This window comes from Krasilnikovia sp. MM14-A1259 (genome assembly GCF_047159535.1).
Classification (GTDB): Bacteria; Actinomycetota; Actinomycetes; order Mycobacteriales; family Micromonosporaceae; genus Actinoplanes.
On record NZ_BAAGAJ010000002.1, the window covers coordinates 5,784,938 to 5,809,272 of the forward strand.

Sequence of the window (24,335 nt, forward strand, 5' to 3'; positions counted from 1 at the left end):
CCGTGGGGGCGGTCACCCGCCCGGGTGGCGATCAGAGCAGGGGGGAACGGCCGCCGAATCCGGTGGCCAACCGGGCAGCCGGGCGCAACCCGGTTCCCGTGCCCGCGAACAGCACCAGGTCGTTGGTGGACTTCTGCACCGCCGCCAGGTCGGTGAACCCGTCGCGGTCGAAGTCGCCGACGCCGACCAGATCCCGGTACGCCTGGAAGCCCGTGCCCACGCGCGTCTTCTTGGCCAGCCCACCCTTGACGCCCCGGCACAGATAAAGGTCGCCGGTCGAGGTGACCCGGGTCATCAGGTCGGGGTAGCCGTCCCGGTTGAAGTCACCGACCCCGGCCAGTTCCGACATGGTGTGCCAGCCACCGTTGCCGATCACCTTGCGGGTGCCCAGATTCGAGCCCTTGGCGCCCGGATACAGGTACAGGTTGTGGTTACTGGTCTGCGCCGCGATCAGGTCGGGGTAGCCGTCCCGGTTCAGGTCGCCGATCGCGGTGATCTCGCGCATCTTCCCGAAACTCTTGGAGATCAGCTTGGCCGCGCCCACACCGCCCGTCGCGTTGCCGGGGAACAGGAACAGGTAGCCGTCGGAACTCCGGCGGGCCACGAGGTCCTCGTACCCGTCGCGGTTGAGGTCGCCGATCCGCACGATCGCGTTGTACGCCTTCCACCCGCCGTTGAGCTGGCGGCGGGCGTTGTTGTCGACGTATGTGCCGTTGCCGGGGTAGAGGAACAGGTTGCCGGTGCTGGCGGTGCGGGCCAGTACGTCGGACCAGCCGTTGCGGTTGAAGTCGGCGAACGTCGCGGAGGGCAGCGGCGCGAAGTCGACGTAGTTGTTGTCGATGTTGATCGTGACGTCGCCGTATGTTTCGGTGTGCCCGCCGCGGTACTGCTTCATCCGCCGGTGCGGCGACCACAACGCGGCGGGAATCGCCGGGTCGGAGACAGTCGACACCTGGTCCCACCGGGCGAAGTCGATGTAGTCCGGGCGGACGTACCCGGGGGCCGTGTAGTTGGCGATCTGGTCGGCGCCACCGGAGCCCACGCTGCTGTAGAAGCCGGACAGGTAGCCGAGGTCGTGCAGCGTGGCGGTCCAGGCGCTCATGAACGCGAGGACCCCGCGACGGCAGTCGGCGTCGTTGGTCGCGTACGCCTCCATGTCGTAGATCACCACGCTCTGGGCGGCAAGACCCAACGTGCGGGCCTGGCCCGCAGCGTCCCGGGCTGTCGCGGCGCCCTGCGTCGCGGCCTGGCCGTTGTCGATCAGGCTCTTCTTGTTCTTCGCCCCGGTGCAGGACGCCTGCGGACCGACGTACAGGGGGAGCAGGTGCCATCCGGCACTGACCTGGGTCCGGACCCACGTCGCGGTCAGGTTGGCCTGGGTGCAGCCCCGGTTGACTCCGCCGATGTAGATCCCCACCGCCTTGTACGGCGACGCGGACTTCCACGCCGCCATCGACGCGTCCGGAGGTGCGGTGCAGGCGTCGAACGCCTCTCCGACGAACGTGCCCGGCTGAACAGTGCTCCAGCTCGTCGTGGTCGTGGCGTCCGCCCGGGCGAGGGTCGTCGACAGCAGCACGGCCGCCACCCCGAACACCGCGCGGACCAGGAGCTTGCGACGCGTCGGCGCCAGGATGCGCATGTGAGCCTTTCTCGAACCGGGCAGGACCCCCGAGCCAAGCAACAGGTCGTGGATGCTGTCGAGGGCCGAACGGATGATCTCCGCCGGGCAAAGGGATGATTCCCGGGCCGCCGATACGCTCCGTCGATGGCCGGCCCGCCGACTGTGCTCGATGAGGGGGCCGATCCCGTGCTGGTACCCTCACCCGAGGGCCCAGTAGCTCAGGGGATAGAGCACCGCTCTCCTAAAGCGGGTGTCGCGCGTTCGAATCGCGCCTGGGCCACCAATCCCGAGCCACCGGTTACCGAATGTGGCAGCGTGTCACGGGCCCGCCCCATAACCTCTTCCTCATGCCCCCCGTCATGACGTTGGTGGGCTGTTCGCGGCGTGGATCATCGGCCGGCGCGCGCCGGAGTCGAAGGGAGTTCGGGGTGGCCAAGATACTGCCCACGGCGGTCCCGGGTCTGCAATTGCGGGAGCTTCACCGCGAGGACGCGGCCGGTTATCACGAGCTCGTCCAGCGCAACGTCGCCCACCTGACCAAGCTGGGCGACTACCAGGAAGAGGTGGCCGCCGGGGCCGAGGAGTTCGCCGAATTGTTCGCCGAGCCGGTCACGGCGCCGGTCCGCTTCGGCGTCTTCCTCGATGGTGAACTCGTCGGCCGGGTGGATCTCGTGCCCGTGGACCCACCCAAGTACGGCTTGGGCTACTGGCTCAGCGAGGACGCCACCGGCCGTGGACTGGCCACCAGCGCCGTCGCCGCACTGCTGGACTACGCGGGCACGGAGCTGCACGGCACCGACGTCTTCGCCGGGGTGACCCATGGCAACGTACGCAGCGATGCGTTGCTGGAGCGGCTTGGCTTCGAGGTCGTGGCGACGTTCGACAACTACCGCCGATTCCATCGCACCCTTCCGCGGGACTGACGTCTGCTCCTACAGCTGCTATTCGGAGCGCAGCAGGCCGGGACGGGTGAGCCGACGGTGCAGCGGCATGCTGGCCATGGTGGTCAGCACGACGACGAGCGCGGCGGCCGCCGACGTGACGGCAATGCCGAGCCAGTCGAAGTGCACCCGCGAGGTGACCGCCGTCTGCAATATCGCACTGAGCCCGGTGCCGGCACCGATGGCCAGTGCCATGCCGAGCAGCACCGGGATCGCGACCTGGAAGAACACCGAACCGATCAGGGTCGACCGCGAGGTGCCGAAGGCGGCCAGTACGGCCAGCAGCCGGCGCCTCTCGCGTAGCTGCTCGGCCACGTTGACCAGCATGCTCGCGCCGATCAGGACCAGCAGCGCCACGGCACCCGCGAGCAGGGCCTGCCGGATGGTCGCGAGGGTCGACTCCAGCGGGCGGTTCTCCAACTGCATGACGATGGCCGTCGGGTCGCGGTGAGCGGCGGCGTTGCGCAGCAGTTCGAGCGCGTCGGGCGCGGCCGGATCCAGCCCGGCGTAGACGTCGACGGTCCGCTGCGCGGGCAGGCTGCCCCGGATGGCCCCCGGCGTCGCCAGGATCGTCCCCCCGGAGAACGGGTCGTTCTCGTCGACGGCGGGAACGGTGCGGGCGGCGGCCGGCACCGTCCACCGCGAGGTCGCCGCGGCGCCGGGCCGGGAGCTCTCCCCGAGGGTGAGCGTGGTCCCGGGCTGGGGCAGCCCGGCGCCCACCAGGAACGTGTCCCCGTCGGTGCAGCCGCCGAAGCGGCCGAACTGGCGCAGCACCGTGCAGTCGCCGACGCGCACCGTGGTCTCGGGACCTTCGCCCGTGGCGGATCCGGCCGGGACGGCGGTCGTGAAAGCCAGTGGCTCGACCGCGCGGACACCTGCGAGGTGCCGCAGCGTCGTGACCCAGTCGTCCGCGTCCTCCGCGTCGTGGGTGAGCACCGCGATCTGGAACTGTTCGGCGCCGCCGTGGTTCTCCTGCGCGTACTGGGCTTGCACGGCGGCGAACAGGCCTTGCAGCGCGATCGCGCCGGCGACCGACACGGCGATGCCGGACACCGCCCGCACCGCGGTGCCGTTGTCGAGCTGCAGCCGACGCACCGCCAGCTGCCAGGAGACCCCGCCGGTGCCGAGGCGCAGCACCGTGGCTTCGACCAGCCAGGGCAGCAGCAGGGCCAGACCGGTCAGGAGCGCGGCCAGTCCCGCGATCAGCTGATACGCGGCGCTGTCCGAACCGGTGGAGAATCCGCCGTACAGCGGCCAGAGCAACACCAGCCCGGAAGTCGGGAGGACGAGTCGCCACCACAGCCGCCGGTGCTGCTCACCGCTGCGGCGCACGACACCCAGCGGCTCGACCACCACCCGTCGCAGCGCGGACAGTGTCACCACCACGGTCGCCACGGGCACGAGCACGGCGACCAGCACCAACAGCGCCGGGACGGGCCGTACGTCGGTGTCGAAGAAGCTCATGCTCGCCGGGACGAGCCCGCTCGCAAGCAGTGCGGACGCAGCGAAGAGCGCCCCGCCGATCAGCAGCCCGGCGATCGCTCCGGCCAGGGTCTCCCCGGCGGCTATCCGGCTGGTCGTCGCGGCGTCCGCTCCGACGAGGCGTAGCGCGGCGAGGCGCCGGTCGCGGGCTTCACTGCCGAACCGCACGGCGGTCGTCACGAAGATGGCGACCGGCAACAGCAGCACCACCAACGCGACGGAACCGAGCAGCAGCAACACCGGCGGCAACCCCTGCTCGGCGTCTGAACGGCCGAACGATCGCACCCGCGTACCGGTGTCGCCGTCCAGCCGGTCGGTGCCCAGATAGAACGCGTACTCGGCGGGGCCGGCCAAGCCGGACGGCCCGATCTCGCCGACCACCCGGGCATCCCACCGATCGCGCAGCACAGCGCCGTCCCGCGAGGCCAGCAACGTGGCGAGTGCCGGGGAGACGACCATGTCGCCCGGGCCGGGACGCCGGGTCACCCCGGGTGGCAGCGGCGCGCGGTCCCCCTCGGGTTGCAGCAGCCGTCCATAGATCGAGCGGTCGCCGAATTGGGTGTCCGCGCGGGCGACCAGCGTCGTGTCGGCCCCGCGCTGCAGTTCCTGCCCGGACTCCTCGGCGCGGGCGTTGACCCGCTGGTCACGCGCTGCGATCACGGTCGGGATGGTCGTGGCGATGAGCAGCATCGCCACCCCGAGGCCGACCCCCAGCGAGATCATGGCCAGCTGGGCCCAGCCGGACCGGCCACCGGCCACACTCATCCGCATGCCCAGGGCCAGGTCGCTGACCCAGCCCGCGCGCCCGATCGGCCGCGGTCGCTCCGGCGCACCGGCCGTCATCGGGCGAACTCCTGCGTGCGGACCCTGCCGTCGCGGACGACCGCTTCGACGTCGGAATACGCGGCGACGCGTGCCTCGTGGGTGACCAGGACGACCGCGGCTCCGGTGTCGCGAGCGGCGGCGATGAACAGCTGCATCACGCGTTCGCCGTTCAGCGAGTCCAGCGCGCCGGTGGGCTCGTCGGCGAAGATGACGCGGGGCCGGGTGACCAGGGCCCGGGCCACGGCGACCCGCTGCCCCTGCCCACCGGACGCCTGCCCGGGCCGCTTGTCGGCGACGTCGGCGACCTCCAGCCGTTCGAGCCACTCGGCTGCGGCCCGGTGCGCCGCGCGGCGCCGCACCCCGGTCAGCCGCAGTGGCAGCGCCACATTCTCCAGGCAGGTCAGCTCTGGCACGAGCTGCCCGAACTGGAAGACGAACCCGAACTCGCTGCGCCGCAAAGCGCTGCGCTCGGAATCCGACATTGTCGACAGGTCGCGCCCGTCGAACGTGACCCGGCCCGAATCCGGGGCGAGAATCCCGGCCAGACAATGCAGCAATGTGGACTTTCCGGAGCCCGATGGCCCCATCAACGCCAGCACTTCACCGGCGCGGACGCTGATCGACGCGGAATCCAGCGCCGGGGTCGGGCCGAAGCTGAGCGTCAGATCCTCACCGGTCAGCAGGGGCTCGCTGGTGCGGCCGGCCATGAGTCGTCTCCTCGGGGGGAAGGGGAAGATCGCGGGGCGGGTCGGGACGGGCTGATCGGCCGCCGGTCAGGGGACCGGTTGCCGAACCTGGTCGGAGAGCCGGTCGAGTCGCGCGGCGGTCAGCTCCAGCCAGCGCAGGTCGGCCTCCAGGTGGAACAGGGCGTGGTCGCAGATGAGCTGGTCGGCCAGGTCGCCGGTGGTTTTGCGCTGAGTGAGCTCGCGCATCAGCCGTAGATGCTCACGCCGCTGGACGTCGAGCAGGTCGTCGGCGTCGCGCCCGGTGAGCAGCGCCAGGATGACCTTGGTGTAGAGCGTGGTCTGCAGGTAGGGCTCCGGCTTTTCCGGCCGGGTCAGCCAGCTCGCCACGTCGGTGACCCCGGCCTCGGTGATCGCGTAGCGCTTGCGATCCGGCCCGTCGCCGGGCTCGGACTCGACCGCCACCAGCCCGCTTTTCAGCAGCCGCGCCAGGGTCGAGTACACCTGGCCGTAGTGCAGGGCCCGGCCGTGGCCGAAGCGCTCGTCGTAGGTCCGCTTCAGGTCGTAACCGTGGCGGGGACCGGATTCCAGGAGGCCCAGCAGGGCGAAGCCGACCGACATGCGGGCCACTATACACGCCGTGTACACACTCGGTGTCTACCGCGTAGTCGACGATAAAACCGCAGGTCAGAGGTGGTGCACTCGGCCGAATGGCAGATGCGTGGCGGCGCCGGGGTCCGCCGGTCGGCCACCCCGCGCCGGTCCTCGGAGAGAGGTGCGCCGGTCGATCGGCAGCCATGATCGGAGCGGCCTATGAACAGTGTGTATACATGGAGGGTATAAATGACCGCCGCCCTGCATCACGCCGCCCGCCCGGTGACCCGTACCCGGATCGGCGGCACCCCGTGGCGGCGTCCCGCCGCCGCAGGCACCGTCGCCGCGGCGGCTCTCACGGTGGCCACCTCGGGCCTGCTCGCCCCGACGGCCTTCGTGGTCGCGGTCAGCCTTGTCGCCATGGGTGGCCTGGTGCTCGCCTGGCTCACCGTGCGTCGCCAACTCACGGCCCTGACCGAGACCCACATGTACGGCCTGGCCGCCGCCTGGGCCCTCCCGCTCGCGGTGGCCCGGCCGTTGTTCAGCGGCGACGTCTGGAGTTACCTCGCGCAGGGGCTGACCGCGGCGGGTGGCCTCGATCCGTACCGGCTCGGGCCTGCGCGGGCTCTCGGCTCGGCCTCCGCGGTCACGCAGCACGTCAGCCACTACTGGGTCGACACCCCGGCACCGTACGGTCCGGCGTGGCTCACGATCTCCCGGGCGGTGGCCATGGTCGCCGGCGAACGGCTGGCCGCGAGTGTCCTGCTCTACCGGCTGATCGCCGTCGCCGGTGTCGTGCTGATCGCCTGGGCGTTGCCGCGACTCGCGCGGCGGGTGGGCACGTCCCCGACCGTGGCCCTGTGGCTGGGCCTGCTCAACCCGCTGGTCCTCTGGCATCTCGTGGCTGGAGCGCACAACGACGCGATCATGCTGGGGTTGATGCTCACCGGCCTGGAACTCGCCCTCGCCGGCCGGGACCGGATGGTTCCGGAGCTCGCACGAGGCGCCGGGCCTGCGCGGCGCGGCCCGGGCGTGTCGCCGGCGCACGGCCTGTCGTGCGGATCGGCGGCGCCGGCGCGGGGCCGCGCCGCCACTGCCCTGCTCGGAACAGACACCGGGCTGTGGCCGGCCGGGCTGGCGGCTCGGGCGAAGACGCACGGATGGGGGCGGTTCGCAGCCGGGGCGGCGCTGCTGACGATCGCCGCCAACATCAAGATCGTGGCGGCCGTGGCGGTGTGCTGCCTGGCCGTGGCGATCGCCCGCCGACACGTCCGCCCGGCCCTGGTCCTGCTCGCAGGTGCCGTGGCCGGTACGGCGCTGCTGTCCGCGGTCGCCGGGTTCGGCTGGCTCACCGCGGTACGCAGCAGCGCGACCGTCTACAGCTGGATGGCGCCCACCACCGCGATCGGCCTGCTGATCGGTGCGCTGGTCGGCGCGCATGTCACGGCCACCGCCGTCACCATCGGCAACCTCGTCGGCGTCGCGATCTGTGTCCCGGTCGTGGTACGACTGCTGGCAGCCGTCCATCGCGGGCGGGCCCATCCGTTGCGGGCACTCGGTCTGATCTTCGTGGCCGCCCTGGTGTGCGGTCCCGTCGTGCAGCCCTGGTACCTGCTCTGGGCTGTGTTGCCGCTGGCCGTGACCGCGCGCGGGCGCCGGGAACGCTCGATCGTGGCGGCCGTCAGTGCCGTCGTCGCGATGCTGCTGCCGCCACTCGCCGCCGGTGTCGGCGCGCTCGTCGCAGGGTATCTGGCCGCTGCGGTCGCGTTCGGTGTCGTTGTCCTCGCCCGAAGGTGTGTCCCGGCCGGCGATCACCGTCTCCGTACGCTCAGCCGCAGTCCGAAGTGGACCCCGGTGGAGCGCCTGCCTCGAAGGGCCGGTGAGTACCAGGCGGCGTCGTGACCGCGCTGGCCGGCCGCCTGGCACACATCGTTTGACCGGTGAGGACGCGGCGGCATTCGCAGATTTCCACGCGACGTGGTAGCTCCCGGGCGCGGTGAGGTCGTCGCCGACGCGGCGGCATTCGGGTGAAACCGGCAGCAACCAGGTGATGTCGCCCGTATCCTGGCGGGGGCGCCGCCTCGCTGGTCCGATCTCCGCACGGACCCATCCCGGACGGCCGATGCCACGGGATGGACCGGCCTGCGACCTCCACGGTCATGACCCGTTCATGGGTCCAGCGAGGTGACGAGGTTGGTGAGGTGTGATGACTCTGGTGCTGGTGGCGGACGACGACGCTGACATCCGCGATCTGGTCACGTTCAAACTGGAACAGCTCGGCGTGGAGGCGATCACCGCGGATGACGGCTCGGCCGCCCTGGCGGCGGTCCGGGAGCGGCACCCGACCCTGGCGATTCTCGACATCTCCATGCCGGGGCTGTCCGGCATCGACGTGTGCCGCATGATCCGCGCTGATCCGGACATCGCCGACACGATGGTGCTCATGCTCACCGCGCGGGCGCAGGAGCAGGACGTCGAGCACGGCTTCGCGGCCGGGGCGGACGACTACGTCACGAAACCGTTCAGTCCGAGAGAGCTGGTGTCCCGCGTTCAGACGATGCTGAGCAGGGCACAGACGTGAGGGTGCCGGCGCTGCGCCGGCGCCGGGGGCGTCCGGTCACGGTGGCCGGGCTGCTGAAGAGAGCTTTCGTCGCCCTGGTCGGGGTGATCGTGATCGGCGGGACGGTCGGCGTGGTCGCGGCCGGACCCGCCTACCGTGCGGTGAATCTGCAGCTTGCCGATGCGGTCCGGACGCGGTCGGTGAATCAGGAGGTGCGCGCGGCCCTCGCCCGCGCCGCGCTGGCACTGTACGGATACCAGCTCACCGGCGAGGAGCCGTACCGCTTCGAGTACCAGCTCGCGAAGAGCGCCTATGTGAGCGCGACCGCCCGGCTGGCGCAGAGCGCCGCCCCGCGGGATGCCCCGTACGTGGAGGACCTGCAGCAGAACGGCGCGGACTGGTGGGCGCTGACGGATCTGCAGATGGTGGCGCCGCCGGGGGCGCAGCCCTCGGGCGGTGCGGTGGCGGCGACGCAGGTCCGTTACGCGCAGGTGATCGCGTCCAGCCAGGCGATCGACAGCCGCCTGTCGGAGCGGGCGGCGCTGCTGTTCCGGACCGTCAACAGGCTCAACGTGGGTGCGCTGGTCGGTCTGTCCGTGCTGACGCTGCTCGGCATGCTGGTGGTCGCCGTGATCGGGACGGTGGTCACTCGGCGCATCACCATCCCGCTCGGCCAGGTGGCAAGCGCAATCGGTGAGCTGAGTCGCGGTCACGACGAGGCGCGGGTCACGTTCACCGGGGCGCCGGTGGAGATCATGGCGGTCGCGGCGGCGGTCAACAAGGCGGCCGGCCAGGAGTTCGAGGAACGCCGGATGCTGGGGGAGTCCCAGGGGCTTGGCGTGGCGATCCGTGAGCACATGTCCCGCACACGGGCCGTGGCCACCGCCGCGCAGGGACTGGGCGACCTGCTGGACGCGGACCACGTCGTGATCATGCGGGAGGCCGACGAGGGCGGGGAGCCGGTCGCGGAGGTCTGGAGCGCGCCGGACGCGGTGGGCGATCCCGCCGCGCTCGCCCGGACGCCGGTGGACTGGGCGCTGCCGGACGGCCGGGCGTTCGTCGCGGCCACCGTCCCGGACACCGGCGACATCCCACCGGAGGCGGAACGGGCCGCGCTGCGGGCCGCCGGGGCGGGACCCGTGATCACGGTGGCGTTCGGCGAGGATGTCGTCCCGGCGGGCCACGTCACGGTGGTGCGGCGCGACGGCCGGCCCGCGTTCGTGCCGTTCGATGTGCAGCTCGTGACGATGGTCGCGGGCGCATTGAGCCGGGCGCTGACGCAGGCACGGCTGTTCGAGCGGGAGCACCGGCTGGTGACCCAGCTCCAAGAGGTCGACGCCGCCAAGACCGAGTTCCTGTCCACTGTCTCGCACGAGCTGCGCACCCCGCTGACGAGCGTCGCCGGCTACCTGGAGGTGCTCCTGGATCAGGACGCCGGTCCGCTCAACGGGGCCCAGGAGCGGATGCTGCGGGTGATCGAGCGCAATTCGGAGCGGCTGCGGGCGTTGATCGAGGATCTGCTGATCGTCTCGCGGGTGGAGTCGGGCACGTTCACGCTCAACACCGTGTCGGTCGACGTCGCCGAGCTGGTGGCCGCCATGCGCCAGGCGTTCGAACCGGCGGCCGCGAAGGCCGGCGTGACCGTGGTGTGCGAGGCAGCCGGGCCGCTGCGGGTGCGCGCGGACCGCGACCAGCTGGATCGGGTGTTGATGAACCTGACGTCCAACGCGGTCAAGTTCACGCCGGACGGCGGGACCGTCACGGTCAGCGGCCGCGCGGACGGCCCCGACGTCGTGATCACCGTGCGGGACACCGGCATCGGCATCCCCGCCGACGAGGTGCCCCATCTGTTCACCCGGTTCTTCCGGGCCAGCAACGCCACCAAGCGGGAGATCGCCGGCACGGGCCTCGGGCTGCCGATCGTCGCCGCGATCGTCGACCGGCACGGCGGCACGATCGGGGTCGACACGCGCGAGGGGCAGGGGACCACGATCACCGTACGGCTGCCCGGGGAACCGGCCGCCGCGGAGGAATCCTGAACCAACCATGAACTGCGATAAGCGCGGATATCATCGCCCATAATGCAAAACGCCGTGACCGTCGCCATCCTCGTACTTGCCGGAGCCATCGCGGTCCTCATCATCGCCGCCGCGTTGATTCGCGTGATCCGCAAGATGCGGCAGCGCCGCCGGGACCGGCTGGCAGCGGCCCCCCGCCGGGCGCTGCTCGCGTTCGTCGCGGACAGCGGGGAGAGCGGCACCGACGAACTGCTGGCGATCCCGCCGCGCGCCTGGCAGGCCGTCGAGCCGGCCGCCGTCGAACTACTCGGCAAAGTACGCGGGGACGCCCATCGGGCTCTCGCCGACGTGTTCGAGCAGCGCGGCGTCGGAGACCGGGCGCTGGCGCAGCTCACCAGCCGTGACCCGGTGCGCCGGGCCCGCGCCGCCGAGATCCTGGGCCACCTGCGCCGCCTGCACGCGGTGCCGGAGATCTGCGGGCTGCTCGCGGACCGCCAACCCGACGTACGGGTGGTGGCCGCCCGCGCGCTCGGCGCCATCGGTGAACCCGCGGCGGCCAGCCCGCTGCTGGCCTCCCTCACCCGGCCGGTGCCCGCCCACCTCGTCGCGCACGCCCTCGCCCGGATCGGTACGGGCGCGGTGCCCGCGCTGGACGCCGCGCTGCGCGACCGTGAGCCGCTGATCCGCACCACCGCGCTGGACGCGCTGGGACTGATCGGGGCGACCCGGTCCGTTCCCGGGATCACCGAGCTGCTGCACGACGAGCAGGACCCCGACGTCCGGCTGGCGGCGGTACGCGCGCTCGGCCGGCTCGGCGGCCGGTCCGCGGTGGCGCCGCTGCTGGAGGTCACCGAGCTCGGGAATACGGACCAGCTGCGCGCCGCCGCCGCCCGGGCGCTCGGCGACATCGGCGCGGCGTCCGCGAGCGACGCGCTGGCCGGTTTGCTCGACGATCCGTCGTACCCGGTCGCCCACGAGGCCGCCCAGGCGCTGCGCCGGGTCGGCCCGGCCGGCATCGCCCACCTGACCGCGGTCGCCGACGACCGTCCCGGGCGCCACGCAGAGCGACAGCAGGTGGAAACGGGCGTACCCGGATCTGCCGGCGGCGTCGTCGGGATCGGCAGCGAGCCGATCTCGATGCCGGCCGCCCACGCCCGGCAGGCACTCGCGCTGGCCGCGCTGAGCGCCCCGGCGGGACGGCCCGTCACGCCGGCACCGGCCGCCGCCCCGGCACCGGCCGCGCCGCCGGTCCGAACCGGCCCCACCCGGTGAAGCGACCCGGGTTCGAGTAGGGGACCGGCGTGGACAGCGCGTGGCTGCGGGCCGCGGTCGACTTCGCGGACCACCTGATCTTCGGCTACTTCATCCTGATCAATACGAGCTATCTCGCGCTGATCGGGCTGGCGGCGGTCGAGTTCGCACAGTCCCTGCGGCGCGCCCCGGTCGCCGGGACGGACGACCTGTTCCGGAACCCGCTGACCCCGTCGGTGTCGCTGCTCGTCCCCGCGCACAACGAGGGCCCGGTCATCGTCCCCGCGATCCAGGCGCTGCTCGCCCTGCGCTACCCGCGGTTCCAGGTGGTGGTGATCGACGACGGGTCGACGGACGACACCTTCGAACGGCTGCGTGAGCAGTTCGACCTCGTCGAGCTGCCGTACGTGGTGGCCGGCGACGTGCCGCACCGGGGTGCCGTCCGCTCCGTGCACGTCGCCCGCTCCGAACCCGACACCCTGGTCGTGGCACGCAAGGAGAACGGCGGCAAGGCCGACTCCCTGAACGTCGGCATCAACCTCGCCGGAAACGACCTCGTGTGCATGATCGACGCCGACTCCGTGCTCGACCACGACGCGTTGCTGGCGGCGGTCAAGCCGTTCGCCGACGACCCGCTACGCGTTGCCGGGGCCGGTGGTGTCGTTCGCATCGCCAACGACTGCAAAATCGTGGGAGGCCGCGTCGTGGAGGTGCGGATGCCACGCCGGTGGCTGGTACGCATCCAGGTGGTGGAATACCTGCGGGCGTTCCTGACCGGCCGTACCGGATGGTCGCGCATCGGCGGGCTGGTCGTGATCTCGGGCGCGTTCGGTGTGTTCCGCCGCGACCTGCTGGTCGGCGTGGGCGGGATGGCGCTGGACACCGTCGGTGAGGACGCCGAGGTGGTCGTCCGGCTGCACCGGCGGCTGCGCGCCGCCAAGGAGGACTACAAGCTGGTGTTCGTACCCGAGCCGGTCTGCTGGAGCGAAGCGCCCTCCACCATGCGGGTGCTCGGGCGGCAGCGGCGCCGGTGGCACCGCGGCCTCGCCGAGGTCCTGCGCAACCACCGCGCCATGATCGGCAATCCCCGGTACGGCCGGGTCGGGCTCCTCGCGCTGCCGTACTACGTGTTCTTCGAGCTGCTCGCGCCGTTCGTCGAGGCGGTGGCGCTGGTCCTGGTTCCGTTGGGCCTGCTGCTCGGCGCGGTGAACATCGACTTCGCGTGGCGCTTCGCGCTGGCGGCCTACGGCTACGGGATCCTGGTCAGCATGGCCGCGCTGTTGCTGGAGGAGATGTCGTTCCACCGGTATCCGCGCTGGAGCGACATCGGCAAGGGACTGGCCGCCGCGTTCCTGGAGAGCCTCGGGTACCGCCAGGCCATGGCCTACTTCCAGGTCCGCGGCGCGTGGCAGGCGTGGCGGGGCAAGGAGGCGACCTGGGGCCGGATGACACGGGCCGGGTTCGACACCCCGGCGTCCTGACCTGCCCTGCCCCGGATCAGCCTAAGGATGAACGTGAGCGCTCATTCACGCTGATCCGCGTCACCGCTACTGGCCGGAACCCGCCCTTTACGGGCAGGATCGGGCCATGACCACCCCCGGCCGACTGCCTCATCCGATCACCCTGACCGGCGACGGCATCACGCTGCGTGAATGGCGGCCCGAGGACCTGGACGATCTCGTGGCGCTGCTGGACGAGGCGGACGTAGCACGGTGGACACCGATGCCGTCCCCGTTCGACACCGAGGCCGGGGAGGCATACCTCAAGCGGGCCCACCAGGGCCGGATCAACGGGCAGCGGATCCAGCTCGCGATCACCGCGGACGGCAGCGCGGCGCTGGGGGAGGTCCTGCTGTTCGGCGTGGACGCCGGACTGCGCGAGGCCGAGCTGGGATACCTCGTGGGGGCGCACCACCGCCGCCGCGGGCTCGCGACCCGCGCGCTCACCCTGCTGTCCGGGTACGCGCACGAGACGCTGGAGTTGCGCCGGCTGCTGCTGCGCATCGACCCCGGCAACATCTCCAGCACCGCGGTGGCCCGCCGGTGCGGGTACCGGCTCACCGGGGAGGCGCCGATCCTGCAGGAAGGCCCGTACGGCCCGAGCAGCCTCGACACGTGGGAACTCGTCGTCGCCCGCGGCCCGGGTCGGCTGGAACGCCTGCGCAACGTCGCCGCCCGGCGCTACGGTCGGCGCACCTGAACCCTGCGCTCGGCGAACGCGGCGAGCGCCCCGTCTGCGGGAGGCCGCCGTGCTCGACGTGGACCGTGGCCAGGTGATGGCGTTCCGGGTCGAAGCACTCGGACTGGCCACCCGCGGCCGGAAGCGTCCCGCCGACCTCGCGGTGCTCGACCTCGGCGTGCAGGAGTACACGCCGGACTCCGCACGGGTCGGGCTCGCCGCCCGCACGACCGCCAAGCTCGACGACGACCGCCTCATCCTGGTGTGGGCCGCGCGCGGTGCCCCGCACCTGCACCGGCGTACCGATCTGCCCGCCCTGGTCGCCCAGTTGTGGCCGGTCAGCGACGCGGACGCGACCGCCCGGATCACCAGCGGCCAGATTCCCGAGGGGATGAAGCTCGGCCTCGCCGCGTTCGTGGCCACCGCGGACGCGTTCCGCGAGGTGCTCACGGAGACGATGCCGCGCGGCGAGGTCAGCACCCAGGTCAGCGCGCGGGTGCCGCGCTCGCTCACGTACGACTGCCGGGCCTGCGGGGCCCGGCACATCGCCGGGACGGTGTTCCAGCACGCGGGGCTCGCGGGCGGGGTGCAGGTCGAGTCCCGCGGGCGCGACGCCATGCTCGGGCCGATCCCGGGCGGCCCCGCTCGCCCCACGGCCAATGCGGGGATCGGCGAGCTCATCACCACGTACCTGCGGCTGCTCGGCCCGGCCGCGCCCGCGGCGGTGGCGAAGTACCTCGGCAGCACCACGGCCGAACTGCGTACCGTGTGGCCGGACGGCCTCGCCCAGGTGCGGGTGGACGGCCGTACCGTGTGGTTGCCGGAGGATCGGGTGGCCGCGCTGCGCAAGGCCGCCCCCGCGCCCGGGGTGCGGCTGCTGCCCCCGATGGACGCCCTGCTGCAGGCGCGCGACCGCGACGTGCTGGTCCCCGACCGCAAGCAGCAGCGGGAGGTGTGGCGGGTGCTGGGCAATCCGGGGGCCGTGCTGCTGGACGGTGAGATCGCCGGGGTGTGGCGGGCCAAGCTGGCGGCCAAACGGGTCGAGCTGACCGTCACGCCGTTCGGTGGGCTGAACGCCGCGGCTCGCCGGCAGCTGGACGCGGAGGCGGCCGCCGTGGCCCGAGCCCGGGCCGTGCCCGAGGCGACCGTACGGTACACCTGACCGCTCTGCGATCGCCGTCCACCTAGCCCTCCGCCCGCGCGGCGCGGAACACCCAGATGCGCATCAGCAGGAACCGCACGCCCGTGGCCACCAGGTTCGCGACCACGAGCGCGGCCAGCTCGACCACCCGTGACGCCCCGCCGTCGGCCGTGCCCAGCATCGCCAGCGCGCCGCTGGTCAGCCCGAGACCGATCGCAAAAACCAGCAGGCCCTGCGCCTGCTGCCGCCACACCCGGTCGGTGCCCCGGACCCCGAACGTCAGCCGCCGGTTCGCCGCCGTATTGGCCACCGCGGTGGCCAGCAGCGCGACGAGGTTCGCCGCTTGCGGGTCGACCACCACCCGCAGCAGCGCATACAGCACCAGGTACGCCAGGGTGCTCGCGATGCCGACCCCGGCGAACCGCAGCAGCTGACCGGTCAGCCCGGCCGGGACACCCGCGACCGGCAGCGGATTACGGCCGAGCTGTTCGCGCAGCGTCGCCACGGGCAGGCGCCCGGAGGCCAGGCCGCGAGCCAGCCGGACGATGCCGTGGAGATCGGCGACCGCGGTCGCCACGATGTCGACGCGGCTGTCCGGGTCGTCCACCCAGTCCACCGGCACCTCGTGGATACGCAGCCCCGACCGCTCGGCCAGCACCAGCATCTCGGTGTCGAAGAACCATCCGGTGTCCTCGACCAGCGGCAGCAGCCGGGCGGCGACGTCCGCACGGATCGCCTTGAAGCCGCACTGGGCGTCGGAGAACCGGGCCGACAGCGTGCGGCGCAGGATCAGGTTGTAGCTGCGGGAGATGAACTCGCGCTTGGCGCCGCGTACGACCCGGGAACCGGGCGACAGCCGGGACCCGATCGCCAGGTCCGAGTGACCCGAGATGAGCGGCGCGACCAGCGGCAGCAGCGCGGCCAGGTCGGTCGACAGGTCCACGTCCATGTACGCCAGCACCGCGGCGTCCGACCCGCTCCACACGTGTTTGAGGGCGCGGCCGCGGCCCTTCTCGGCCAGCCGTACCGAGGCGACGCCGGGCAGTTCGGCGGCCAGCCGGGCGGCGACGTCCGCGGTGGCGTCGGTGCTGGCGTTGTCCGCGATCGTGATCCGGAACCGGTAGGGGAATTGGGTGGCCAGGTGCGCGTGCAGGCGGCGCACCGACGGCTCCAGATCGATCTCCTCGTTGAAGACCGGGACGACCACGTCGAGTACGGGGGAGGTCAGCGGCGTGGTGGGGGCCGCGGCGGAGGGAAGCGTCGTCGAAAGGCTCATGCCCCTACGGTCGGCGGCGGTGCTTTGCCCCAAGTGTGCCGATGCTGTGCCGGCCCTGTGAGTGCTCACCGCTGCGACCCCGCCTTCCACGTCCCCGCGGCCGCCCAGGTCGACCCGCCGCCCGGGTCGACCCGGCCGCCCGGGTCGAACTGGCCGCCCAGGTCGACCCGGCCGCCCAGGTCGACCCTGCCGTCCACTTCGGGCATGCCGCGCAGACGGCCCCCGATAACGGGAGCCGCCTGCGGGCCGGTGTGGTGCGTCGTCACGAGGCCGTGGCCGGCGCGGTCAGGTCGTACACGGTGGTGTTGCCGACGGTCTGGGCGGTGTAGTTCGCGGCCACCCACTGGGCGATCTCGGAACTGGCGCGGCTGCCACCGCTCTGCCCGGCACCCCGGGCGGGCGTGGTCCCGCCGTTCGTGGTCCCGCCGTTTGTGCCGGCGCCTGCCGTCTGCGCACCGGGGCCGCCGAAGCCGCCACCGCCGATGAAGTAGTGGATCTTCCCTTCGCGGACGTACTGCTGGAACTGGGCCAGGGTGGGCGACGGGTCGCTGCCGTTGAAGCCGCCGACCGGCATCACCGGCTTGCCGGTCGCCAGCTGGTAACCCGACGCGCTCTGCGAGCCCACCGCCGCCGCCACCCACGTGTACGAGTCGGCGTTCGCCTCCAGCAGCGACTTCATCTCGGCGCTGACGTTGGCCGCGTCGAGCAGGCCGCCGCCGCGCATGCCGCCACGCGGGAATCCGCCGGTCGTGCCGCCTGGAGAGGTGGTCCCGCCGCCGGGGGTGGTCGCGGTCCCGCCCTGCGGGGCCGTCCCGTTGCCGGGGAACCCGCCGGTGCCCCCCGGTGCGGTCCCGCCCTGAGAGTTGCCCTGGGAGTTGCCTGGCCCGAAGCCGCCCGGGAACCCACCCGGACCGAACCCGCCGGGACCGTTGCCGCCGCCGGGGAACCCGCCGCCGGGGAAGCCTCCGCCCGGGAAGCCGCCGCCCGGGAAGCCGCGCCCGGCGCGCCGTGCGCCGCCCGGCCCGCCGAAGCCGCCACCCGCCACGGCCGGTCCCGCCGTCGGGATCGAACCGGTGTGCGGCTGCCCGGCGGTCTGCACCGCGTACGCGGCCGGACCGGCCAGCACCGCCGCCAGCGCGAACCCGGCGCTCACCGCCGCGATCCGGGCGGGCAGCCGCAGTGCCGCACCGAAGACACCCGCCGCCGCGGCCAGCCCGGCGACCAGCACCACCCAGCGCAGCCAGGGCAGGAAGTCGGCGCTGCGGCCCAGCAGGACGTACGACCACCAGGCGGTCACCGCGACCGCCGCGGCCAGGGCCCCCGCCGCGAACACGTGGTGCCGGGCGCGCCACAACATGACCGCGCCCATGCCCACCACCGCGCCCACGGCCGGGGCCAGCGCGACGGTGTAGTACGCGTGGAAGATGCCCTGCATCATGCTGAAGACCAGACCCGTGCCCAACAGCCAGCCGCCCCACAGGACCAGTCCGGCGCGCCGCTGGTCCGTCCGGGCCGCGCGGGCGGTCAGCACGAGCCCGGCGACGAGCACGATCAGCGCCGCGGGCAGCAGCCAGGAGATCTGTCCACCCTGGTCGGCGTCGAACATGCGCAGCAGCCCGGTCTCGCCCCAGCCGCCGCCGCCCGGCCCGCCGCCACCGCCGACACTGCCGGTCTCGTTGCCGCTCAACCGGCCCAGCCCGTTGTAGCCCAGCGTCAGCTCCAGCAGGCTGTTGTTCTGCGACCCACCGATGTACGGGCGCATCGAGGCGGGCACCAGCTCCACGATCGCGATGTACCACCCGGCCGAGACGACGACCGCGAGCCCGGCCAGCAGGAGCTGCCCGATCCGCTTGCCCAGCCGCGGCGGCCCGGCGATCAGGTACGCCAGCGCGTACGCGGGCACCACCAGCAGCGCCTGCAGCATCTTGGTGAGGAAGCCGAAGCCGACCAGGACGCCGGCCAGCACGAGCCACTTGGTGGCGCCGCGCTCGATGGCCCGCACGGTCGCGTACGCCCCGGCCACCATCAGCAGCACGAGCAGCGCGTCCGGGTTGTTGAACCGGAACATCAGCACGGCCACCGGGGTCAGCGCCGACACCGCCCCGGCGATCAGCCCGGCGGCCGGGCCGAACCAGCGGCGCACCGTGGCGTACAGCAGCCCGACCGTGGCGACGCCCATCAGCGCCTGCGGGACGAGCAGGCTCCACGAGCTGAGGCCGAACATGCGTACGGACAGCGCCATGACCCACAGCGAGGCGGGCGTCTTGTCGACCGTGATCGAGTTGGCCGCGTCGGAGGAGCCGTAGAAGAACGCCTTCCAGCTCACCGAGCCGGCCTGGGCCGCGGCGGAGTAGAACGCGTTCCCCCAGCCGGACGCGCCCAGGCCCCACAGGTAGAGCACCGCGGTGGCCGCGAGCAGGGCGAGCAGCGTGGGCCGGGCCCAGGCCGGGTCGGTGGCGGGTCCGCGCAGGAACGCCGACCACCGGGAGCGGTGACGGTCCGTCGGGGGCGGCGGCGGGGACTCCACCGGGGCCGCCATCGGCGGAACGGGCAACGTCGAGGTCATCGGAAATCCTCCGGGATGAGCGGATGCGTACGTGATGACTCTCGGCCCGCCCGCTGTCCCGCCCTTGTGCCCTCCCTATGCGCCTCCTGTGAGTCCGTCCCCGCCGCTGGGCCGTGGCCGGCCGCCCGCGGCGAGCCGGGACCGCATCCAGGGGTACGGGTCGGCAATGGGCCGGCGGCGCTCACGGCATTGCGTACGAATTCCGCGGAGCGTTTCTCCCGCGGTGTAGTACCGGCCGCGGGTCTCGCCCTGCGCCTGCAGCAGCCCGAGTTCGGCGAGGCGGCCGAGATCCCGGGTTGCGGTGTGTTTCTCGACCTCGGCCATCCGCATGTACCCGGACCGGCGCACCCGGTAGCCGAGCACCGCCTCGTAGAGCATCCCGGTCACCCGGTCGGGGAGGTGGTGCCCGTCGACGAGCCGGTCGAGTTCGCTCCAGATCTCGGACGCCTCCTCCACCCGCTGCGCCACGGTCTGCGCCTGCATGTGATGGGCCCGGAGATTGAACGCGGACCACAACCCCGCGTCCGCGCGGGGCCGCCACGAGCCCTGGCCGGTGATCGCGAGAACCTGGTAGTAGTCGTCGGTGTTGTGTCCGAGCCACTCCTCGATGCTGGAGAAGGCCGGTTCGATGATCGTCTGCCGCGAGATGGTCAGGGTCTGCAGTGCGCGAGCCATCCGGCCGTTTCCGTTGCGGAACGGATGGATCATCACGAGGTTCAGGTGGGCCATTGCGCCGCGGACCAGGGGGTCGACGTCGGCGTCCGCCTGCAGCGTGTCGGCCAGTTCGGCCATGAGGGCGGGCACGCGGCCGGCGTCCGGCCCCTCGTACACGACGGCGTCGTGGCGTTCGTCGTGGACGAAGATCGGACCGCTCCGGTACTGGCCGGGGCTCTTGCTCAGGTCGTGGGCGAGCATCATGAAGTGCATCCCACGGATCGCCGATGTGTCGATCGTGAAATGGGGATCCCCGGCCATCTGCAGCACATAGCCGAGGGCCTGCCGGTATCCCCGGATCTCCGCCCAGGTCCGGTCGTCGGCGCTCAGCGGCGCCTCGTCGTCGAGTGCGGCGGCTGCGTCGTCCTCCGCGACCACGTAGCCCTCGATGCTGTTGGATCCTCGAATGGCGCGCGCGAGCATCGTTCGGCGCAGACCGCCCTGCCAACGGCGGGGTGCGCGAAGCACGCTTGCCAGATGCCGCCGCATCTCGTGGATCTCTGCGAGGACTGTCGAGTCCTCGCTGGTCAGAGGCGGGCTAGCGTAAATCATCGGCACTCGATGTAGCTATCATAGCGACACTCTACTCGGTCGTGTTGCTTTGATAGTCACATCGCCACATGCTCGGCCGTTCCTTGGCCCTTGCCTCTGTGAGTCCGTTCGCCCTGATGGCGGTACGCGTGACCGTGCCCCCCGCGGACGCTCCGGCTCCACTACATTCACTCGCCATGACCCGACCGGAGTTACCGCGGTTTGTCGAGCAGACCCGGGCAATGCTGCTGCTTCAGCTGTATCTGACGCTGATCGTCCTGTCGATCGTCACGATGATGATGTCGTTTTTGTCCCGTGTTCTGGGCGAGTCCCGCAGCGCCATGTTCTTCGCGATCTACGTGGCGCTGGTGGGCGCCACGATCCTGCTCGTGCTGTCGGCCCGGATGTTCCGCCTCGGCCGGCCGCTGGGCTGGTACTTCGCGGTCGTCGCGGAGCTGGTCATGCTGTCGATCGTCGCCGGTGCCATCCTGTTCGGCCCGTTCGTGGGCGTCGCGGCAATCATCCTGTTCGTGGTGGCGGCCTGGATCTCGGTCAACCTCTGCCGCGCGGAGGTCCGCCGGTTCTTCTTCGGATGACCTGCTACCGGGCCGCCACTCACCCGTTCACCGGGTCACGGTGACCCGGACTCCGAGACGCACGCCGCCGGTGGTCGTGACGAGGCTGACCGTACGCAGCGAGCCGCACGACGGGCCGGTGGCCCGCAGGCTGAACGTTCCGTCACTACGCACCGTCACCGCTCGCCCGATCACCCGGCCGGTCAGCCTGCTGCCCAGAACCACCACGACCCGCTGACCCGCATGCAGGCTGCTGCGGCCCGAGAGCTGCCACTGCTTCGTCCCCTTGCGGTAGCGGACCGTCAGCCCCGACAGCGTCTCGGCCCGCGGCCGCAGCACCACCCGGTCCGTGCCGGCGCCGTACGCGTCCCGGACCGTCAGCTCCATCACCACCGGGTCGTTGCGGTACGTGAACGGGCGTCCGCCGGGTGCTGCGGGCAGCGTCAGCGCCGGGTAGGTGACGGCGGGGCGGCCGGTCGCCGTACCGGTCAACCGCGCCGCCGGGCCGGACACCTGACGCCACGACCAGGTGGCGGCCGAGGTGGAGGCCGTACCGTTCAGCGTGACCGGACGGCCACGGATCACGGTCAGGTCGGCGCCCGCGTTCGCGGTGGCCCCGCTGACCCCGACGGACACGCTCACCGGAGCGGCGACGCCGCCGGGACCCGTGACCGTCACCGCGAACGTGTACAGGCCGCCCACGGCCGGGACGAACGTGGCGACCGGACGGTTCGGATCCGCCAGCGTGACGGCCGGACCGGCGGTCTGGGTCCACGTGAAACCGGAGATCACTCCGGCCGAGGCGGTGGCGTCGAGGCGTACCGTCTGACCGGTCCGCGCGGGGGAGACCGCCGTCGCCGCACCCGTCGGCGGTTTCGGCAGGAAACCACCGCCGGAACCGGCCAGGGGCGTCGACGCGGACCCACCCGCGGACGAGGTGACCGTCACGATGCCGGGCGGCACGGCGACACCGGTGAACGGGGCGTCCGTGATCGGCCCCAGCCCGGCCACCGACAGCGTGGGAGGCGCCATCCGGTCGCTGGAACCGGCCAACACCCGCAGGGTCTGCGCGTCGGCGTCGTAGTCGACCTGGTAGACGGTCACGACGTCGGTCAGGGCGTGCCGCTTGGTCGCGACCGGCTGGTCGGTCAGGTTGACCACATCGACCGCGGCACCCGGCGTCAGCGTGCCGGTGAACGGCAGCCGCCCGTAGTAGTGGCCGCCGGTGCCTCGCAGCGAGGTGGTGCCGTATCCGGCCGAGGGATCCCCGATGACCTGGATGTCCTGGTCGGCCTCGCTGCTCGCGTGCACCTCGACCATGCCGGTCCCGTCCGGATCCCGGCTGTACGTGGCCTGGTCGACGTCCACGCCCGCGTGGGTCGCGTACCGGCCCTGCACACTGAACAGGTCGGTGTAGCCCACCTGGCCGAGCACCGCGCCGGTGGAATCGAGCCGTTCGATGCGCACGAAGTTCGTGCCGTACGGGCTCCCGACGACCTGGTGGTTGACGGCGGGGTCACCGACGTACCCGGCCGGGGCGGCGGGTGCCACCGCGGGATCCCAGGTCAGGAACGGGCCGATGCGGCTGTTCAGGGCCTGCGCGAAAACGCCTGGACTCAGGCCGATGTCCTCGGTCACGTTCACCCCCTTCTTGGCGTCGGCGACCACGTCGTCGACCCCGTACGGGTGGGTGATGCGGTAGCGGGCCCCGGCCGGTGCGTCGAACCGGATCCGGACCCGGCCGAACGTCACCTGGTCGCCGGGGATGACCGGCCCGGTGGCGAACGCGCCTTCCAGGTCGAGCCCGATCGTGGCCTTCACGCCGCCGGGCAGCGTGAGGTTCGCACCGCCGAGCTGGTAGAAGAACTCGTCCGGGAAGTTGTCCGGGAACGACACCGGCCGGGCCGGGTCCGGCACCGACCCGGGCGGCGCCGGGCACAGCGGGTCGTCCGGCGTGATGCACGCCTCCAGCCGGACGTTGTTGCTGTCCCGGAACCAGGTCGGGAACCCGTGGTCGGCGATCGGGCCGACCTGCACGAGCCTGCCGGAGCGGGCGGTGGGCGGCACCACCACGGTCGCGGCTGCGGGACCGGCCACCGACGCGAGCACCGCCACGACCGCGCCGGTCGCGATCGGCAGGCGGGCCAGTGTCTTCTTCATGCGACTCCTCAGACGTTCTTCTGGAGTCGTTCACCTTGAGGCGCCCACCCGTGGTGCGGCTGTCGTCACGCTGAGGTGGCGGCCCGGCCGCAGTGGCCCGGCGATGACCTTGATCACCGGGCCGGGGTACGTCAGAGCGTGCGGCGCTTGGCGGCCGCCTGGGCGAGGCGGTCCAGGACCGCCACGGTCGGCTCCCACCCCATGCACGCGTCCGTGACCGACTGCCCGTACGTGAGCTCGCCGCCCAGGTCCTGGCGCCCCGGTACGAGGAAGCTCTCCAGCATCACCCCGGCGATGCCGTGCTGCCCCGCCTCCATCTGCGCGGCCACGTCGTCGACGACCAACGGCTGGCGCAGGTGGTCCTTGCCGCTGTTGCCGTGCGAGCAGTCGATGACCAGCCGCTCTGGCAGCCCCGCCTTGGCCAGCAGCGCGAGCGCCGCGGCCACGTCCGCCGCCGCGTAGTTCGGCTTGCCACCCCCGCCGCGCAGCACCAGGTGGCAGTCCGGGTTTCCGCGGGTGTGCAGGATCGCCGGGGTGCCCGAGTAGTCGATGCCGGGGAAGACGTGCGGCACCGCCGCGGCGTTGATCGCGTCGATCGCGGTGGAGATGCTGCCGTCGGGGCGGTTCTTCATGCCGATCGGCATCGACAGCCCCGAGGCGAGCTGGCGGTGCACCTGCGACTCGACCGTACGGGCGCCGATCGCACCCCAGGCCACCGTGTCCGCGATGTACTGCGGCGTGATCGGGTCGAGGAATTCCACCGCCACCGGCAGACCCTGGCGGACCACCTCCAGCAGCAGCGACCGGGCGACCCGCAGGCCGGTGCCGACGTCGCCGGTGCCGTCCAGCGCCGGGTCGTTGATCAGGCCCTTCCAGCCGACCGTGGAGCGGGGCTTCTCGAAGTACACCCGCATGACGATCAGCAGGTCGTCGGCGAGCCGGGCCGCCTCGTGGCGCAGGCGGTCCGCGTACTCCCGGGCGGCGTCCGGGTCGTGCACCGAGCAGGGGCCGACGACGACCAGCAGGCGCTGGTCACGGCCCTCGACGATGTCCTCGACCTGGCGGCGGCTGTCCAGCACGGTGTCGTGCAGGTCGGCGACCAGCGGCAGCTCGTGGTGCAGCAGCGCCGGGCTCATCAGCGGCACGACCTGTTCGATGCGCTGGTCCCGGACCCGCTGCACCTCGGGGATGGTCACGACAGTCTTCCTTCCGCCGGGCG

General features: G+C 72.2%; 19 protein-coding genes and 1 tRNA gene. 10 read left to right on the plus strand and 10 right to left on the minus strand.

Translation table 11 applies throughout. The features are described 5' to 3' along the window. Window positions 1–31: 31 nt before the first annotated feature. Window positions 32–1,639 (minus strand): glycoside hydrolase domain-containing protein, encoded by a 1,608-nt coding sequence (locus tag ACMCNK_RS26185; protein ID WP_412739015.1) that lies wholly within the window; start codon window positions 1,637–1,639, stop codon window positions 32–34. 189 nt (window positions 1,640–1,828) lie between these two features. On the opposite strand from ACMCNK_RS26185, the gene ACMCNK_RS26190 reads away from it, so the two are divergent. Then, window positions 1,829–1,904: transfer RNA gene (locus tag ACMCNK_RS26190), tRNA-Arg, on the plus strand. A 145-nt stretch (window positions 1,905–2,049) separates the two neighbouring features. Next, entirely contained in the window at window positions 2,050–2,544 is a 495-nt protein-coding gene (locus ACMCNK_RS26195) for a GNAT family N-acetyltransferase (protein WP_412739016.1), read from the plus strand. Window positions 2,545–2,562: 18 nt separating this feature from the next. Here ACMCNK_RS26195 and ACMCNK_RS26200 read toward each other — a convergent pair whose 3' ends face one another. From ACMCNK_RS26200 to ACMCNK_RS26210, 3 genes are all read right to left on the minus strand, one after another. Next, window positions 2,563–4,887 carry an ABC transporter permease gene (locus tag ACMCNK_RS26200; RefSeq protein ID WP_412739017.1) on the minus strand — a complete coding sequence of 775 codons (2,325 nt, stop codon included), beginning with the start codon at window positions 4,885–4,887 and terminating at the stop codon, window positions 2,563–2,565. After that, on the minus strand, window positions 4,884–5,576 hold the full coding sequence (locus ACMCNK_RS26205; RefSeq protein ID WP_412739018.1) for an ABC transporter ATP-binding protein: 693 nt from the start codon (window positions 5,574–5,576) through the stop codon (window positions 4,884–4,886). The genes ACMCNK_RS26200 and ACMCNK_RS26205 overlap by 4 nt, the downstream gene beginning before the upstream one ends. Before the next feature lie 66 nt (window positions 5,577–5,642). Continuing rightward, window positions 5,643–6,173, minus strand: coding sequence for a PadR family transcriptional regulator (locus ACMCNK_RS26210; protein WP_412739019.1), 531 nt, complete (start codon window positions 6,171–6,173; stop codon window positions 5,643–5,645). Window positions 6,174–6,395: 222 nt separating this feature from the next. Here ACMCNK_RS26210 and mptB point away from each other — a divergent pair, with 222 nt between their 5' ends. The 7 genes from mptB to ACMCNK_RS26245 all read left to right on the plus strand — a co-directional run bounded on the left by mptB (window position 6,396) and on the right by ACMCNK_RS26245 (window position 15,315). Then, on the plus strand, window positions 6,396–8,048 hold the full coding sequence (gene mptB / locus ACMCNK_RS26215) for a polyprenol phosphomannose-dependent alpha 1,6 mannosyltransferase MptB (protein WP_412739020.1): 1,653 nt from the start codon (window positions 6,396–6,398) through the stop codon (window positions 8,046–8,048). A gap of 304 nt (window positions 8,049–8,352) precedes the next feature. Then, window positions 8,353–8,727 carry a response regulator transcription factor gene (locus ACMCNK_RS26220; protein ID WP_412739021.1) on the plus strand — a complete coding sequence of 125 codons (375 nt, stop codon included), beginning with the start codon at window positions 8,353–8,355 and terminating at the stop codon, window positions 8,725–8,727. Further along, a complete protein-coding gene (locus ACMCNK_RS26225) occupies window positions 8,724–10,745 on the plus strand; it encodes a sensor histidine kinase (RefSeq protein ID WP_412739022.1) in 2,022 nt (673 codons plus the stop codon). Before ACMCNK_RS26220 ends, ACMCNK_RS26225 begins: the two co-directional genes overlap by 4 nt. Before the next feature lie 42 nt (window positions 10,746–10,787). Then, window positions 10,788–11,996 (plus strand): HEAT repeat domain-containing protein, encoded by a 1,209-nt coding sequence (locus ACMCNK_RS26230; protein ID WP_412739023.1) that lies wholly within the window; start codon window positions 10,788–10,790, stop codon window positions 11,994–11,996. A 29-nt stretch (window positions 11,997–12,025) separates the two neighbouring features. After that, complete coding sequence (locus ACMCNK_RS26235) at window positions 12,026–13,456, plus strand: glycosyltransferase family 2 protein (protein WP_412739024.1); 1,431 nt, start codon at window positions 12,026–12,028, stop codon at window positions 13,454–13,456. A gap of 106 nt (window positions 13,457–13,562) precedes the next feature. Next, window positions 13,563–14,174, plus strand: coding sequence for a GNAT family N-acetyltransferase (locus ACMCNK_RS26240; protein ID WP_412739025.1), 612 nt, complete (start codon window positions 13,563–13,565; stop codon window positions 14,172–14,174). 49 nt (window positions 14,175–14,223) lie between these two features. Next, a complete protein-coding gene (locus ACMCNK_RS26245) occupies window positions 14,224–15,315 on the plus strand; it encodes a DNA glycosylase AlkZ-like family protein (RefSeq protein ID WP_412739026.1) in 1,092 nt (363 codons plus the stop codon). A 22-nt stretch (window positions 15,316–15,337) separates the two neighbouring features. Here the strand turns inward: ACMCNK_RS26245 and ACMCNK_RS26250 are convergent, their stop codons facing one another. The 4 genes from ACMCNK_RS26250 to ACMCNK_RS26265 form a co-directional block, all read right to left on the minus strand. Beyond that, the gene (locus tag ACMCNK_RS26250) at window positions 15,338–16,570 is read right to left on the minus strand and encodes a glycosyltransferase (RefSeq protein WP_412739027.1); all 1,233 of its coding nucleotides are present in this window, start codon (window positions 16,568–16,570) and stop codon (window positions 15,338–15,340) included. Window positions 16,571–16,635: 65 nt separating this feature from the next. Continuing rightward, window positions 16,636–16,776, minus strand: a complete 141-nt coding sequence (locus ACMCNK_RS26255) for a hypothetical protein (RefSeq protein ID WP_412739028.1) — start codon at window positions 16,774–16,776, stop codon at window positions 16,636–16,638. Window positions 16,777–16,832: 56 nt separating this feature from the next. Continuing rightward, window positions 16,833–19,136: an ArnT family glycosyltransferase gene (locus tag ACMCNK_RS26260; RefSeq protein ID WP_412739029.1), complete on the minus strand. Its 2,304-nt coding sequence runs from the start codon at window positions 19,134–19,136 to the stop codon at window positions 16,833–16,835. A gap of 75 nt (window positions 19,137–19,211) precedes the next feature. Then, a complete protein-coding gene (locus ACMCNK_RS26265; protein ID WP_412739030.1) occupies window positions 19,212–20,402 on the minus strand; it encodes a Fic family protein in 1,191 nt (396 codons plus the stop codon). A 176-nt stretch (window positions 20,403–20,578) separates the two neighbouring features. Here ACMCNK_RS26265 and ACMCNK_RS26270 point away from each other — a divergent pair, with 176 nt between their 5' ends. Further along, the gene (locus tag ACMCNK_RS26270) at window positions 20,579–20,977 is read left to right on the plus strand and encodes a hypothetical protein (RefSeq protein WP_412739031.1); all 399 of its coding nucleotides are present in this window, start codon (window positions 20,579–20,581) and stop codon (window positions 20,975–20,977) included. 27 nt (window positions 20,978–21,004) lie between these two features. Here ACMCNK_RS26270 and ACMCNK_RS26275 read toward each other — a convergent pair whose 3' ends face one another. Together ACMCNK_RS26275 and ACMCNK_RS26280 are read right to left on the minus strand one after the other, a co-directional pair. Beyond that, window positions 21,005–23,116 (minus strand): PKD domain-containing protein, encoded by a 2,112-nt coding sequence (locus ACMCNK_RS26275; RefSeq protein ID WP_412739032.1) that lies wholly within the window; start codon window positions 23,114–23,116, stop codon window positions 21,005–21,007. A gap of 131 nt (window positions 23,117–23,247) precedes the next feature. After that, window positions 23,248–24,312: a 3-deoxy-7-phosphoheptulonate synthase gene (locus ACMCNK_RS26280; protein ID WP_412739033.1), complete on the minus strand. Its 1,065-nt coding sequence runs from the start codon at window positions 24,310–24,312 to the stop codon at window positions 23,248–23,250. Between the last annotated feature and the right edge of the window lie 23 nt (window positions 24,313–24,335).

Excerpts from the sequence above, each read along its gene's own strand:
- ACMCNK_RS26185 (WP_412739015.1), bottom strand. The coding sequence starts at position 1,639 with ATGCGCATCCTGGCGCCGACGCGTCGCAAGCTCCTGGTCCGCGCGGTG.
- ACMCNK_RS26200 (WP_412739017.1), bottom strand. The coding sequence starts at position 4,887 with ATGACGGCCGGTGCGCCGGAGCGACCGCGGCCGATCGGGCGCGCGGGC.
- ACMCNK_RS26205 (WP_412739018.1), bottom strand. The coding sequence starts at position 5,576 with ATGGCCGGCCGCACCAGCGAGCCCCTGCTGACCGGTGAGGATCTGACG.
- ACMCNK_RS26210 (WP_412739019.1), bottom strand. The coding sequence starts at position 6,173 with ATGTCGGTCGGCTTCGCCCTGCTGGGCCTCCTGGAATCCGGTCCCCGC.
- mptB (WP_412739020.1), top strand. The coding sequence starts at position 6,396 with ATGACCGCCGCCCTGCATCACGCCGCCCGCCCGGTGACCCGTACCCGG.
- ACMCNK_RS26220 (WP_412739021.1), top strand. The coding sequence starts at position 8,353 with ATGACTCTGGTGCTGGTGGCGGACGACGACGCTGACATCCGCGATCTG.
- ACMCNK_RS26230 (WP_412739023.1), top strand. The coding sequence starts at position 10,788 with ATGCAAAACGCCGTGACCGTCGCCATCCTCGTACTTGCCGGAGCCATC.
- ACMCNK_RS26240 (WP_412739025.1), top strand. The coding sequence starts at position 13,563 with ATGACCACCCCCGGCCGACTGCCTCATCCGATCACCCTGACCGGCGAC.
- ACMCNK_RS26250 (WP_412739027.1), bottom strand. The coding sequence starts at position 16,570 with ATGAGCCTTTCGACGACGCTTCCCTCCGCCGCGGCCCCCACCACGCCG.
- ACMCNK_RS26255 (WP_412739028.1), bottom strand. The coding sequence starts at position 16,776 with ATGCCCGAAGTGGACGGCAGGGTCGACCTGGGCGGCCGGGTCGACCTG.
- ACMCNK_RS26260 (WP_412739029.1), bottom strand. The coding sequence starts at position 19,136 with ATGACCTCGACGTTGCCCGTTCCGCCGATGGCGGCCCCGGTGGAGTCC.
- ACMCNK_RS26265 (WP_412739030.1), bottom strand. The coding sequence starts at position 20,402 with ATGATTTACGCTAGCCCGCCTCTGACCAGCGAGGACTCGACAGTCCTC.
- ACMCNK_RS26270 (WP_412739031.1), top strand. The coding sequence starts at position 20,579 with ATGACCCGACCGGAGTTACCGCGGTTTGTCGAGCAGACCCGGGCAATG.
- ACMCNK_RS26275 (WP_412739032.1), bottom strand. The coding sequence starts at position 23,116 with ATGAAGAAGACACTGGCCCGCCTGCCGATCGCGACCGGCGCGGTCGTG.